The organism is Mesorhizobium sp. M0410 (assembly GCF_040321435.1).
In the GTDB taxonomy this organism is placed as follows: domain Bacteria; phylum Pseudomonadota; class Alphaproteobacteria; order Rhizobiales; family Rhizobiaceae; genus Mesorhizobium.
In genome coordinates, this window is sequence record NZ_JAMYRN010000019.1 from 17,387 (window position 1) to 31,068 (window position 13,682).

Sequence of the window (13,682 nt, forward strand, 5' to 3'; positions counted from 1 at the left end):
GCCGGGGGTCGGTGAGGGCACGTCGCCCTTCTTACCTTCCGGCTCCGATGGTCGGGCCAGAAAGGAGTAGATCGTCGTGACCGGTAAAGTGTCTCGCCTGTCCGGCAAGTCCGTTCTCTTCGTCATGGCGGCCGAGGCCGAATACGGTCCACACCTGCAGCGGCTGTTCACGCCGCTGATGACCGGCGTCGGACCGGTCGAGGCCGGCGTCGGACTTAGCGCCGAACTGTCCCGGCTGAAGACCGAAAAGGCGCTGCCCGATCTCGTCGTGTCGCTCGGGTCGGCGGGCAGCCGGACGCTGGAGCAGACCGAAATCTACCAGGCCGTTTCAGTCGCCTACCGCGACATGGACGCCTCGCCCCTGGGGTTCGAGAAGGGCGCCACGCCGTTCCTCGATCTGCCTGTCAGCGTGCCGCTGCCGTTCAGAATTCCTGGCATCGGGCAAGCGACGCTGTCGACCGGTGCGGCAATCGTCACCGGCGCCGCCTACGACGCGATCGCCGCCGACATGGTCGATATGGAGACCTTCGCCTGCCTGCGCGCCTGCCAGCTGTTCGACGTGCCGCTTATTGGCCTGCGCGGTATTTCCGACGGGGCAGCCGATCTGAGGCATGTCGGCGACTGGACCGAATATCTGCACGTCATCGACGAGAAGTTGGCCGGGGCGGTGCAACTGCTGGAACAGGCGATCGCTTCCGGGGCGATCGAGTTTGATCTGTCGCGTGAAGATGCGGAATCGGAGTGAGAGAGAGGCCTCGCAACCCATTGCGCCGACTCGTTTCTTTCTTTAAACGCTCGCCATGAAAACAGCCAATCATCCCGACACCGTCCTGATTGTCGATTTCGGCAGCCAGTTTACCCAGCTGATCGCCCGCCGCATCCGCGAGGCCGGCGTCTTTTCCGAGATCGTGCCCTTCCAGTCGGCCGAGGCGGCGTTCAAGCGCATCGATCCGAGGGCGGTAATCCTGTCCGGCGGCCCGGCCTCGACCGCCGACATCGGCAGTCCGCGCGCGCCGCAGATCGTCTTCGACGCCGGCGTGCCGGTGCTCGGCATCTGCTATGGCCAGATGGCGATGTGCGTGCAGATGGGCGGCGTCGCCGAAAGCTCCGATCACCGCGAATTCGGCCGCGCCTTCGTCGAGATCGCCAAGGACAGCCCGTTGTTCGAGGGCCTGTGGGCGCCCGGCCAGCGCCACCAGGTGTGGATGAGCCATGGCGACCGCGTCATATCCTTGCCCAAGGGGTTCGAGGTGCTCGGAAAATCGGAGGGCTCGCCCTTCGCCATCTTCGGCAATGTCGAACGCAAGATGTACGGCCTCATGTTCCACCCCGAAGTGGTGCATACGCCGGACGGCGCCAGGCTGCTCCAAAACTTCGTCCACAATATCGCCGGTATTGAGGGCGACTGGACGATGCGCGCTTACCGCGAGCACGCGGTCGAGACGATCCGTAAGCAGGTCGGCAAGGGCAAGGTGATCTGCGCGCTTTCAGGCGGCGTCGATTCCTCTGTCGCAGCACTCCTGATCCACGAGGCGGTCGGCGACCAGCTTACCTGCATCCTCGTCGACCATGGGCTGATGCGCAAGGACGAGGCATCAGGCGTGGTGGAGATGTTTCGCCAGCATTACAATCTGCCGCTGATCCTGGTCGACGCTGCGGACCGTTTCATCGGCGCGCTCGAGGGCGAATCGGACCCCGAGAAGAAGCGCAAGACCATCGGGCGGCTGTTCATCGAGGTGTTCGAGGAGGAGGCCGAGAAGCTCGGCGGCGCCGATTTTCTGGCGCAAGGCACCCTCTATCCCGACGTCATCGAAAGCGTCTCCTTCAGCGGTGGCCCGTCGGTGACGATCAAGTCGCACCATAATGTCGGCGGCCTGCCCGAACGCATGAACATGCAGCTCGTCGAGCCGCTGCGCGAATTGTTCAAGGACGAGGTGAGGGCGCTCGGCAAGGAGCTCGGCCTGCCCGACAGCTTCATCGGCCGGCATCCGTTCCCCGGTCCCGGTCTCGCCATCCGCTGCCCGGGCGGCATCACCCGCGAAAAGCTGGAGATCTTGCGCGAGGCCGACGCCATCTATCTCGACGAGATCCGCAAGGCCGGCCTCTACGACGCCATCTGGCAGGCCTTCGCCGTGCTGTTGCCGGTGCAGACCGTCGGCGTGATGGGCGACGGCCGCACCTACGAGTTCGTCTGCGCGCTGCGCGCCGTCACCTCGGTCGACGGCATGACAGCGGATTTCTACCACTACGACATGGCCTTCCTCGGTGCCGCCGCTACGCGCATCATCAACGAAGTGCGCGGCATCAACCGCGTCGTCTACGACGTGACGAGCAAGCCCCCAGGTACAATCGAGTGGGAGTGATGGGGCGTACTGCGGAGTAGAAGAGGATAGAGCAGCATGTTTAAAGCGATGTTGGCTCGGCGATAATAGTCAATAGTCCCAGCCCCCGGCCACCCGGCGACGGCATAGACGAAGCATCTGGCCGATCGGCGAATGTCTGGAACGAACGTCCCACAGAGAAGCGTGGAGCAGCCTAGCCTTGCTGGGTTTGACACCCGGGGTCCGCGGCAACGGCCACCGGCGAGGCGTTGCATCTGCCGGCCACGTATCCTTTCGCTGGGTTCATCCGTCTTAGCTGTTCATGGGCACGGTCATCCTTGACATCGCCCTCCTGGACGAATTGGAGCGTGACAAATGAACAGCAAGCAGAGCCTAGCGAACAAGATACACTACGAAACGCTCGCGGAGGCTTTCCGCCGCGGTCGAGAATCGCCACAGGAAGCATCCGAGTGGTCCGTTTTGACGGCAGAACCGGGCGGCGTCGATTACGTCGAGACGAACGTCGGCGACAAGACCGCGCTGTGGATTCAGCCAAAAACGGCAGCCAAAGACCGGGTCATGCTTTACCTGCACGGCGGTGGCTATGTCGGCGGATCGATCTGGACCCATCGCAAGATGGTCGGACACCTTGCTAAGGCGATCGGCTGTTACGCTCTGCTCGCTACGTACGACTACGTTTTCCAGAGCAAGTTTCCGCGCCAAATCGAGCAGGCCGTGACCGCGTTCGAATGGCTCGCCGAGCAGGGTGTCGCGCCGAAGCACACCATAGCTGCAGGCGATTCCGCTGGTGCTGGCCTGATCGTTGCGGCGACGATGAAACTCCGCGATGCGGGACGGCCGCTGCCGGCCGCGATCCTCAGCATCTCTGGCTGGTATGATCTGTCGGCGAGCGGGCACTCCTACGAAAGCAACCGCGAGAAGGACGCCTTCTTCCAGAAGGCGGTCGTGGATATGCTGGTATCGCAAGTCCTTGCAGGGACCGATCCCCGGCATCCACTCGCCAGCCCCATCTTTGCCGATCTGAAGGGCCTGCCGCCGATCTATCTGCAAGTGGGCGGAGACGAAACCCTGCTCGACGACAGCCGAGCGCTCGCCGACCGCGCGAAAGCCGCCGGCGTCGAGGTGCGCATAGACGTATTTCCGGGGATGCTGCACTCGTTCCAGATGATGGCCGGCCGCGCTCCCGAAGCCGACGACGCGATCGCGCGGTTGGCACAATGGGTTCGCCCCAAGCTTGGTCTGGCCGCAACCGCGGAAACACGCGCGGAAGGTCAGGAGGTCGCATGACTGGCAAATTGAAACCCAGATGTGGCAGCTGAAGGACATGCCCGAGCGACCGACCGGCCTGTTCGATGCAAGATATCGCGCCTTCCTCGAGACGGTGTCAGGCGTCCGCGCCCAACTGCATCGCTACTGCGCCCGCATGACGGCCTCACGCCTCGACGGTGAGGATCTCGTGCAGGAGACGCTGTTCGAGGCCTATACGAACATTGAGACCCTCGACGATGCCCGCCGGCTGAAGCCCTGGCTGTTTCGCATCGCTCACAATCGCTGCATCGACTTTCTGAGGCGACGCGATGTGCGCGAGCGCGCGGAGCACGCCTATTCGGACGACATCGGCGTTGTCTCTGCAGAGCCGGCAGCGACCGATGCACGCCGCGCCATCGAACGGCTGGTTGGCCACTTGCCGCCCAAGGAGCGCGCCTGCATCCTCCTGAAGGACGTGTTCGACTATTCGCTGGAAGAGACCGCAGAACTCGTGGACTCGACGGTTGGGGGCGTCAAATCCGCGCTCTCCCGCGGACGGGCGAAGCTCGCCGACTTGCCCCCTGAACCTGCCGGTGAACCGAACCGTCCGCTTGATCCCGACACCGCGGGGCTCTTGCAGCGCTATGTTGACCTCTTCAACCGCCATGACTGGGATGGCGTGCGGAGCCTCACCAGCGCCGATGCTCGGTTGCGGGTCGCCGACTGCTTCGACGGCCTGCTCAGAAGTTCTCCCTATTTCGTCGAATACGAGCGAAACCCGGAGACGTGGACCATGGAGTTGGGGGCGATCGACGGAGAGCCTGTCCTGATCGTGCTCTTCCAGCGAGGCGACCGGTGGCAGGTCGCGTGGCCGGTTCGTGTCCATGTCGCCGGTCGCGTCATCGATCGCATCGAAGATTATTATGCCTGTCCATGGATGTTGGAAAACGCCGCGGAAACCGACCTGAATCTCATGACTGGGCCAGCCATTTTGGGAAGAGCATAAGGCGACGATTTCTCACTTCTGGCCTGGCGGAGTTACGATGGTGCGTCCTCAACGAAAAATCGTGGCGTGCAGCTTTGGCTGCGGTACCGATCGGTGTTCCGGACCTGATCGCATATCGTCGGATGGCACCGTCGCATCACCTATCAAATGTTGTCCCGACTGCTGCCGGATCTGCGATGGAGAGAAGCGTCGACCGCATCCAGCCGGGAGCTTGGACCGCGGTAGATGCGAGCGTCTTTTATCGTTGGGAGAAAGATGAGGTGCCGCGATCTGTGCAAGCTCGGCCGCGCGCGCCGGCCCAATATTACGAAGCGCCTGGACGACGGTCCCGGCCAAGCTGCCCGGAGCAATCAAATGCTTATCCGCCCGCGTGGTCGTTGCCACCGTGCGCGGCGATGAACATGGCGACGGCCGACCGGCAATAGGATTCGATTTCGTTGTCGTCCTCTGCTCTCGCCTCATCGAAGCGTGCGATAATCAGGAGATCGGATCCTTTGAAAAGCGCGGCAAACAAGCGGGCGGACCGGAGAGGATCGGGCACGTTCAGAACCGCCTTCGCGTGCAACTGACGCAACAGGGCCTCGATTTGGGCGATGACATGGGCGGGACCGGCTTCGTAATGGAGCTTGCTTAACGACTTTTGATTCGTCTTATCGGCCATGATCATGGCTTCGACACTGCGGACGTCCGGGCTCAACAGCGTGCGAAGCAGGGATGATCCCACCGCCATGAGCTGATCTTCGGCCGAACCGTCGACGCCTTCAAAAAGGGCCTGTGGTGCAAACTGATGGCAGCGGGTCGCGATGGCCGCGCTGAACAGCGCCTCCTTGTTCTCGAAGTGCCGATAGATGCTGAGCTTGGATATCTTCGCCCGCTGGGCGACCTTGTCCAATGTCGTCGCTTGAAAACCCAATTCCACAAAGAGTTCGCACGCGGCGTCGACTATCGTTTGGCCAAGCGCCTCGTTGGCGGGCCGGCCGCGCCGGCCCTGGCTGTTTTCGGTCACGACAATTCCAGTACTTGACAGTATCCTAATTCTTGCATTACGATACCATGTAGTATCTGAAATGTGCAAGCCAATGGGTAGGTTTCAACCTGTCCTCCAAATCAAGTTTCCCTGGGCCGCCCGGCGATATCGAATGCGGCATTGTCCGGCCGGTCAACACAGTGATGGGCGACTTTCTCGTCGATGCCGAAGCCCTGCTCGCTGCCCGTCTCGAGCGCGTATCGCTGGACGATATTTCGCGCCAGGCCCAGCCCAACCCCCTCCATCCACAACACGGAGTTTATCACCATGGATGACGTCATCATCATCGGCGGCAGCTTTGCCGGTCTCGCCGGCGCCCTGCAGCTCGGCCGTGCCCGCCGCAAGGTTACCGTTCTCGATACCGGCCTGCCGCGCAATCGCTTCGCCAGCCACTCGCATGGCCTGCTCGGTCACGATCACAAGCCACCGCTGGACATCCTGGCCGAGGCGCGGCAGCAGCTGGCGCGTTATCCCACGATCAGGCTGGTCAGTGCCCGGGCCGACAGCGTTTCCGGCGCCATCGACGATTTCTCCGTCCTCACTGGCGATGGCGAAAGCCTTGCGGCGCGCCGCCTGATCCTGAGCTATGGCGTCGCCGACCAGATGCCTGATGTTCCGGGCTTTGCCGAAAGCTGGGGCACGTCCATCGTGCCCTGTCCCTATTGCGACGGCTTTGAAGTCGCCGGCCAGCATTGGGGCCTTGTCTGGTCCGGCCCGCAGTCGCACAATTATGTCAGGCTGTACCACGATTGGACCGACACGTTGACGCTCTTCGCCGATGGTCACGACATTCCACCCGATATCCGGGCCGATCTGGCGCGCCGCAACATACCTGTCGTCGACGGCCGGATCACCGAGATCGCCCATCACGGGGGCCATATCGCCACCGTCAATCTCGATACTGGCCGCAATGTCGCGGTCGACATCCTGTTCGCCCATCCGCGCAACAGCCGTCCGCAAGCCTGCATGAATCACTGGGCCTCGCCACGGTCGATACGCCCCTCGGCATCGCCCTCAAGGTCGACGAGCGCCGCGAAACTAGCATTCCCGGCATCTACGCCGCCGGCGACCTCGCCAACCCCCTCATGGCCTCGGTCACCACGGCATCATCGCACGGCGCGATGGCGGGTATCTTCGCCCAGCAGTCGATGCTGGTTTGAGAGCACAGATTCCCTTCTCCGGTTGCCGCGGGCCATCATATTATGAAGGTTGCGGGCCGGTGCCACGGAACGCAGGCCCCCTCTCCCCTGAGGGGCGTCTTTGGCCGGTCAGCCGTCTCGAAGGGGCAGTTGAGCAAAACGATTCCCAGGCTCAGGCCGGTCCGCAAACCGTCCCAAAAGACCCACAGGTTTTCCACAGGTTATTCAACCTCCCCCGGCCCCCTCAGGGAAGAAGTTCAGCAAGCGAGGGCGCGGCATTGAACCTTGAACCGTGCTGTCGCGCCCTCGGAGCGGGTGGGTCTTGAGGTGTCCAGTTTATGCTGCCGGGAGTGTCCAGTTTGCACTGCCAGCGGTATCCAGTTCACCTACAAAACGGAGAGGGGATGGCGCCTGGATGACGCTGCCGCGGCGGGTCGCGTTGTGGCGCGCTGTGCTATGAAAGTTAGTGACGGGTACTTTCTTCGTTCGCTGTGAAACCACCTGAGTTGCCCAAAGTGGGTCCGGAAAGGCGATCGACTTCGATAGATGCCGAAACCGCACAAAAAATTTTCGTGCTATTTTTCCCTCGGAAATCAAGACTGTAACGTTTTGACGGCCCATAGGTCGGCTTCTCAATTCTATTGGTCCGCGCTTCCCACGTCAGCGCACTTTCACGTCGCCTGTTCGCTTGTTATCGATGTGAACTGGATTTTTGTTGGCAGCGTCCGATCCGCTCTTTACGTGATCGATAAAGGCTCGCAGTTTCGGCATCATTTGATGGCGGCTGGGATAATAGAGAAACACGCCCGGCGCTATCGGCGCGAACCGCTCCAGAACGCGCACGAGTTTTCCGGCTTTCACTGGCCCAGCTGAGATCGGCGCAGGCACTTGCGCGAGCCCCATGCCCTCCACTGCCGCGCCAAGTACGGTGGGAAAGTCGTGGGCGACGAGCGGTCCCGAGATGAGCGCCTCGACCGGCTTGTTGCCGTTGACAAAGGACCAAGGCGCGATCGACCCGTTCGAGCGGCGCATGCGCAGGCAGGCATGCTCACGCAGATCTTCGATACGCTCCGGCCGCCCCTGCCGGCGTAGATACTCGGGGCTGCCCACGACGACGAGCGGAAACGGCGGCGTGAGCCGCACCGCGATCATGTCCGCTGCGATGAACTGACCGAGCCGGATGCCTGCGTCAAATCCTCCGGCCGCGATATCGACCAGTTCCTCACTCGCGGCGATCTCCACCTCGACCTCGGGATTGGCTTGGCAGAAGGATGCGATCAGTGGCTCCAGCAGGATCGGCACCACCGCGCGCGGTACCGAGAGACGCAATAGTCCAGCCGGCCGCTGCCCGAGGTCACGCGCGGCCTCGCTTGCGGCGACGAGCTCCTCGAAGGCGGGCTTTGCGCGCGACAAGAAACGTTCGCCGGCCTCGGTCAGACCGACGCTGCGTGTTGTGCGGATGAAGAGTGCTGCGCCGAGGCGCGCCTCGAGCGCGCGTACCGCCTGGCTGATCGCCGATGGAGTCACCCCGAGTTCCGCGGCTGCTCTGCGAAAGCTGCGGTGCTGAGCAACGCTCAGGAATGCCTCGACGCCGTCGAGCGCGCCTTGCCTCACTGTGAAGTTCTGCTTCATGGCCCATCAATATTATCGCGGATAGTCGCTTACCGGAAGCGATCCTAGATTTGATGGGCAAATCCTGAATGGAGATTTCCCGATGGCCGAGCCGTCACCCACCCAATCCCAGACCTCCACCGCAACGACCACTGGCGTGTTTGCACTGTTGACGGCAAAGCCCGGCGTGAAGCGCGAGCAGGTTATGGCCGCTATACCCGCTGAGATACGCGCGACGGTCCAACTCTATCTTGAAGGCAAAATCCGCGAATGGCACTCGCGGGAAGACGGCAGAGGCGCCGTCTTCCTTCTGAACGTCAAAGACGTGGCTGAGGCGAGTTCGATCATGGAGGCCCTGCCGCTCGCTCAAGAGAATCTGATGGATCACGAGTACATTCCCGCCGGTCCGCTGATGCCATTGCGCCTGCTATTGGGAGCCAGTCAGCCAAGCAATAACTCGGCAGACCGTGAACCCAGCGTTTAGTGCATGAATCTCGGCGCTGGGGCGAAGTCTCATGGAAGGCCAGCTCGGCATTCTGACTCCGGTGTTCGAGGCCGCGTCAATCAACATCTGATTTGAGAAAGCATATGGAAGGACCGCTGATGCCCGTCGCCGCTGTTCCCGCTGGTATCGTGTTCCGAATGTGCTGAACAGCGCAGGCGCCGGCGCTTATCCCGATGTGCTGACCCCGGCTTCATGGTGCCATGCTCGATCCTGCTGCACACGCTGTCACTGCGCCAGTTAATCCGGCGCAGCCGGGCGGAAACGGCGCGGTATTCTGATAGCGGTGCTTGAGGCCGCATGAATCAAGTCGCGATAGGAGATTTCATGTCACCGGCAACGATCTTCGACATTCAACTTGTTCTGGGCTACGTGCCGTGGCTCATCTGCTTCGGTGTGTATTTCTGGCCCAGGCTCAAGTCGATGGACCGCGTTGAGGCGCAGCGCGCCATCGCGATCCTGCACGCTTTCCGCTTTTTTGGGCTGGTCTTTATCCTTCCGGGCGTTGTCGGCCCCGATCTGCCCGCTGGCTTTGCAGAGTTCGCCGCATATGGCGACTTCGCAACAGGACTGCTGGCCATCCTGGCGCTTCTCACGATCAGGGCGCGCTTCTTCTTCTGGCCACTCGTGCTTGCTTACAACATTGTGGGGATAGTCGATCTCTTCGTCGATTATTATCACGGCACCGTGTTCAATCTTGCGGCGCTTTCGGGACAGTTGGCCGCCACTTATGTAATCCCGATTGTCTATGTGCCCTTGCTCATGATCACACACTTCGCCGCGCTCTATCTGCTGGTGCGTCCGCAGTCCAATCCGGCTCGGGCCCACGGCAGCGATTCGGCCGTTGTTGACGGTATTCCGGCAGCTGAGCAAACGATGCTTCGCCAAGGCGCAATTCGAAATTCGATCGATCGATGCCGGTAGTCTCTGAAACCGAGCAAGTTTCGACTTGGCGAATTTTCCCTTTATATTCAAGATCGAAAATGTCTGACGAAGGGGACGAATGCATCGAATTTTTCGCCGCCTGCGCGATGCCAGCTTTGCAATCAGCATGGCGGTCAGGCTTCTGGCGCTACCACCGTTCCGACTGTGCGGCCGAACTATCCTCGACGAGGACATTTGATTGCGGCCCACCGCGCACGTCGGCCTCAGAATGCGTTTCCGAATGCGGTAGTGCTCCAGCGTAGAATGGCGCGCAAAAAGGTGGTTGAGGCGGACGCGCACGACGAGACACCTCGGTTGGTCGTATTGTCAATGAGGTTGATGATGGTCTCGTAGGTCCGCAGAGGGCGGCGACGACCTCGTCGGGGTTCTCTTCCGCGTAGTGAAGAGCCAAGCGGCCGACCGCGAGATCGACGACTTCATGACCGTCCCACGCGCGCGCCCAGGGTGATAAGAAGCTCGTCCAGTTGCTCGAACGTCTCGACCATTGCATCCGCCGCCCCGGTGCCGGCAGCGTCGAGAACTTCCTTCGAGGGATAGAGCTCGTGCAGGACCAGCAGCGTCTTGCCACCTTTTTCCTCGAAGGTCACCGTGGTCACGGGCCCACCCTCACCATCTTCCTCATTGGTCCAGACGAGGCGCGAGTGCGCTGTCACTTCGAGGTACGTGCCGAAGAACACCATAGCATCGGGTTCGAACTCGAGACGGTACTTGCCCCCGACACGAACATCCATTTCGCAGGAACGCAGGAGCATGCCCATCGACTTCGGCACCCACCACTGCTTGAACAGCTCGGGCTTGGTCCACGCCTCGAACACGATGCGCGCCGGGGCGTCAAAGGTACGCGTAACGACTAGCTCACGCTCGGACTTCCGTTCCACCGTCGTGCGGTTCTTCATGGGGGTAGGCTCACTCTCACTTCCTGCGTCCATCGACCTTCTCCTTCTGTTTCAGTTCCTCGATAACCTTATCCAGCTCGTCGAAGCGTGCGTCCCAGAGCTGGTTGTACCTCTCGATCCATGCCGCCTCTTCCTCTAGTCGGCGCAGGCCGAGCTTGCAGGTCCGCACGCGTCCGACCTTCTCCGTGGTGACGAGCCCCGCCTGCTCCAAGACGCCGACATGCTTTTTCATGCCCGTGAGGGTCATGTGGAACTTCTCGGCAAGGTCCGTGATCGAAGCGTCTGCACGTCCGAGCTGCTCCAGAACGCCGCGTCGGGTGGCGTCCGAGAGCGCGGCGAACGAGGCATCGAAGCGGGTCCGAGCATACTGAACCATGTGGTTCAGTATGTAACACATGGATTAGCGGCATTCAAGGGGAGACCGAGCGCGCGCTGCGTTGGTTCTCCATTGAGTGTAGAAAAAATTGCGCCGTTAGATCAGTGCGTTGCCATATTCAAGAACAATCGAGTGGGAGTGAGGGGCGTGCTGTGGAGTAAAGTAGGATAGGATATCGCGCTGTAGGCGATACCAGCACAGCAAAAGTAGCCGATAGTTCTCAATTCGCGATGACTGGGATCAGCCGGCATTAGCGTCGGCTCCGATGATACAAACCCTCGACTGCAGAGGTCACGTTCCGAGGGTTTGTATCAAATCCGGCTGTGCCTGGTGTGGGGCGGTCGCGACCAGCATTCCTTGTCGAGCGCCTTCGACTATGGCTAGTTCCGCGATGCCTTCTTTGGTTTCGCGGCCAAGTCCGGGACGCTTCGTGAAAGAGATCGCCGATGTCGTGTCGCCCTAACGCAGCAATAACCGAGCACAACGCACCCGCCGCCGGCCAGAGTTTTTTGGAGCTGCCCTTGTCGCCGTGGGCGGGACTCTCGCCACGATCAATCAGAAGGCATATGCAATGACAACAACATCTCAAGATAGTCGTTATTCGCGCGGTCTTGAAATCTTACGGCAGATTGGCGGAGAGAATTTCGACGCGCCGATTAATAGTCTTGCCGAGACATCCGTCGACCTTTCTCGTTTCACCGTAGAATACCCATACGGAGACATTCTATCGCGGCCAGGTCTCGACCTCCCATTGCGTCAGCTGTGCACTATTTCAATGCTGCTTGCCGACGGAAGCGCCCAGCCGCAGTTGAAGTTTCATATGGCGGGCTTTCTCAACGCCGGCGGCGAGCCAAAGGCGCTCATCGAACTCATGTTTATATCTGTAGCGCTCCTCGGCTTCCCGCCAACGGTAAATGCGATCGGCCTTATTCGTGCGGTGTTCGCTGAGCGCAAGCTCGCTTTTGAACCCATCGAGCCCTCCGCAGGCGATGGATCGACACGCCGACAGGCCGGGTTGGAGGCGCTCGACCGGCTCTCTGGAGGCGATGTGCAGGCATATTTCGATGGCTTTGCTGCCGGTTCGCCTGACCTCGCGCAACTCTCCATCGAGTTCGCCTTTGGTGAAATGCTGGCGCGCGACGGCCTCGAACAAAAAGCCAAACTGTTAGCAATCATCTCGATGCTTGCTGCCAGCGGCAATCGTGCGGCGGCGCTCCGTCTTCATCTCGCCGGCGCGCTTGCCCATGGCGTGACGCGAGAGGAAATCATCGAGGTGCTGATCCAGCTCAGCGTCTATCGGGGTTTTCCGGCAGCGCTCAACGCGTTCGCCGTCGCCAAGGATATCTTCGCTGCCGGGTCGCCAACGATTGCGGCAAACGTCCCCCCACCCGCCGTGGTCGCGAGCCGCGCAGACCGGTTGGAACGCGGGCGTGCTACGCTTGCACAAACGTCCGGTTCATCGGGCGATGCCGTGGTCCGCAGTTTCGATGATGTCGCACCTGATCTCGGTCGAATGATCGTCGAGCATTCTTATGGTGAGGTGTTTTCGCGGAGCGGAATCGACATGAAGTCTCGGGAACTCAGCGCCTGCGCTGCTCTGGCAGCCGTTGGTTCTGCCACGACAGAGATTCCGCTTCGCGTGCACATCAACGCCGCGTTGAACGTTGGCGCGACGCGGGAAGAAATCCTGGAAACGCTCGTAAACCTCACTCCTTACAGCGGCTATCCCGCGACACAGCAGGCGGTTCGTATCGCAGCCGAGGAATTCTCTAAGCGTGGTTAGTCCCAAAAGGGCAGATCACCTTAGGGGTTTTCAAACGGCGGACGACGGCCGATAACGGTGGAGCGGACGTAGGAGAGGCCGTCGCGAAACGGTCTCTCTCGCCCATGCGCTTTACTGCTGACGGTCTTTTATCAGGCGCTATGCCGAATGTGCGCGTGCCTGCGAAGCGAAAAATCGACCAATTGATGTCGATAGTCACTCCTTCTTGAACAAATCCTGAAAGATAAGCTGGCCCCAAGTACGGCCGCGTGCGTGCACCAGCGCGCCACCCTCGTTGAGCTTTCCCAGCTTGACGGGTGCGAACCCGAGTTGTTTGGCCAAGGCCGCCACGGGAGCGGTCGCGTCCTCGTCGTCGCTCGACAGAAAGACGACCCGGTGGCCGCCGTCGACGACCGGATCCGCAGCCAGGGTGGCCGCAACCAGGTGATTGAAAGCTTTGACGAGCTTGGCGCCGATGAACGCCTTCGCGAGGACGACGGAGGACGGGAGACCGTCCAGCTCTTCAGGGACTGGAAACACGTTCGTCGCGTCGATGACTGTCTTGCCTTCCCAACTCGGCAGGGCCTTCGCAACCTCGCGGTGCTCCCAGAACGGGATTGCCAAGATGATCGTGTCGGCCTCGAGTGCTTCCCGCAGCGACTTGGCGACGACCGTGGGGCCGATCGCCCGAGCCTGCGGCGCCAACGCCTCGGGCGGCCGGCGGCTCGCGATGGTCACGTCGATGTTTTTACGGGCGAAGGCGTGGGCGAGGGCCTGGCCTATCTTACCGAATCCTACAATCGCGTAGCTCATAATACTTCTCCGATC

Annotated in this window: 13 protein-coding genes and 1 pseudogene; 8 read left to right on the top strand and 6 right to left on the bottom strand. The window is 61.2% G+C overall.

Features of this window, described 5'->3' with window-relative positions:
* Window positions 1-76 precede the first annotated feature (76 nt).
* The 4 genes from NKI63_RS23720 to NKI63_RS23735 all read left to right on the top strand — a co-directional run bounded on the left by NKI63_RS23720 (window position 77) and on the right by NKI63_RS23735 (window position 4,596).
* A complete protein-coding gene (locus NKI63_RS23720; protein ID WP_352506876.1) occupies window positions 77-745 on the top strand; it encodes a 5'-methylthioadenosine/S-adenosylhomocysteine nucleosidase in 669 nt (222 codons plus the stop codon).
* A 55-nt stretch (window positions 746-800) separates the two neighbouring features.
* Complete coding sequence (guaA, locus tag NKI63_RS23725; protein WP_352688505.1) at window positions 801-2,363, top strand: glutamine-hydrolyzing GMP synthase; 1,563 nt, start codon at window positions 801-803, stop codon at window positions 2,361-2,363.
* 333 nt (window positions 2,364-2,696) lie between these two features.
* Window positions 2,697-3,629: an alpha/beta hydrolase gene (locus NKI63_RS23730; RefSeq protein ID WP_352823582.1), complete on the top strand. Its 933-nt coding sequence runs from the start codon at window positions 2,697-2,699 to the stop codon at window positions 3,627-3,629.
* Window positions 3,630-3,666: 37 nt separating this feature from the next.
* Entirely contained in the window at window positions 3,667-4,596 is a 930-nt protein-coding gene (locus NKI63_RS23735) for a sigma-70 family RNA polymerase sigma factor (RefSeq protein ID WP_352823613.1), read from the top strand.
* A gap of 358 nt (window positions 4,597-4,954) precedes the next feature.
* Here the strand turns inward: NKI63_RS23735 and NKI63_RS23740 are convergent, their stop codons facing one another.
* Together NKI63_RS23740 and NKI63_RS23745 are read right to left on the bottom strand one after the other, a co-directional pair.
* Window positions 4,955-5,602, bottom strand: a complete 648-nt coding sequence (locus tag NKI63_RS23740) for a TetR/AcrR family transcriptional regulator (RefSeq protein ID WP_352506873.1) — start codon at window positions 5,600-5,602, stop codon at window positions 4,955-4,957.
* Between the two features lie 101 nt (window positions 5,603-5,703).
* On the bottom strand, window positions 5,704-5,892 hold the full coding sequence (locus NKI63_RS23745; protein WP_352506872.1) for a hypothetical protein: 189 nt from the start codon (window positions 5,890-5,892) through the stop codon (window positions 5,704-5,706).
* On the opposite strand from NKI63_RS23745, the pseudogene NKI63_RS23750 reads away from it, so the two are divergent.
* A pseudogene (locus NKI63_RS23750) lies at window positions 5,891-6,783 on the top strand (NAD(P)/FAD-dependent oxidoreductase). The gene NKI63_RS23745 and the pseudogene NKI63_RS23750 sit on opposite strands and share 2 nt — an antisense overlap.
* A gap of 639 nt (window positions 6,784-7,422) precedes the next feature.
* Here the strand turns inward: NKI63_RS23750 and NKI63_RS23755 are convergent.
* Window positions 7,423-8,394 carry a LysR family transcriptional regulator gene (locus NKI63_RS23755; protein ID WP_352506870.1) on the bottom strand — a complete coding sequence of 324 codons (972 nt, stop codon included), beginning with the start codon at window positions 8,392-8,394 and terminating at the stop codon, window positions 7,423-7,425.
* 82 nt (window positions 8,395-8,476) lie between these two features.
* On the opposite strand from NKI63_RS23755, the gene NKI63_RS23760 reads away from it, so the two are divergent.
* Window positions 8,477-8,857, top strand: coding sequence for a hypothetical protein (locus NKI63_RS23760; protein ID WP_352506869.1), 381 nt, complete (start codon window positions 8,477-8,479; stop codon window positions 8,855-8,857).
* A 345-nt stretch (window positions 8,858-9,202) separates the two neighbouring features.
* Window positions 9,203-9,799 carry a DUF8737 domain-containing protein gene (locus tag NKI63_RS23765; protein WP_352506868.1) on the top strand — a complete coding sequence of 199 codons (597 nt, stop codon included), beginning with the start codon at window positions 9,203-9,205 and terminating at the stop codon, window positions 9,797-9,799.
* Window positions 9,800-10,236: 437 nt separating this feature from the next.
* Here NKI63_RS23765 and NKI63_RS23770 read toward each other — a convergent pair whose 3' ends face one another.
* A complete protein-coding gene (locus tag NKI63_RS23770) occupies window positions 10,237-10,716 on the bottom strand; it encodes an SRPBCC domain-containing protein (protein ID WP_352506867.1) in 480 nt (159 codons plus the stop codon).
* 16 nt (window positions 10,717-10,732) lie between these two features.
* A complete protein-coding gene (locus NKI63_RS23775) occupies window positions 10,733-11,092 on the bottom strand; it encodes an ArsR/SmtB family transcription factor (RefSeq protein WP_352506866.1) in 360 nt (119 codons plus the stop codon).
* Window positions 11,093-11,663: 571 nt separating this feature from the next.
* On the opposite strand from NKI63_RS23775, the gene NKI63_RS23780 reads away from it, so the two are divergent.
* Entirely contained in the window at window positions 11,664-12,875 is a 1,212-nt protein-coding gene (locus NKI63_RS23780; protein ID WP_352506864.1) for a carboxymuconolactone decarboxylase family protein, read from the top strand.
* A 195-nt stretch (window positions 12,876-13,070) separates the two neighbouring features.
* On the opposite strand, the gene NKI63_RS23785 is transcribed toward NKI63_RS23780, so the two are convergent.
* Window positions 13,071-13,667, bottom strand: coding sequence for an NADPH-dependent F420 reductase (locus NKI63_RS23785; RefSeq protein ID WP_352506863.1), 597 nt, complete (start codon window positions 13,665-13,667; stop codon window positions 13,071-13,073).
* Window positions 13,668-13,682: the final 15 nt, after the last annotated feature.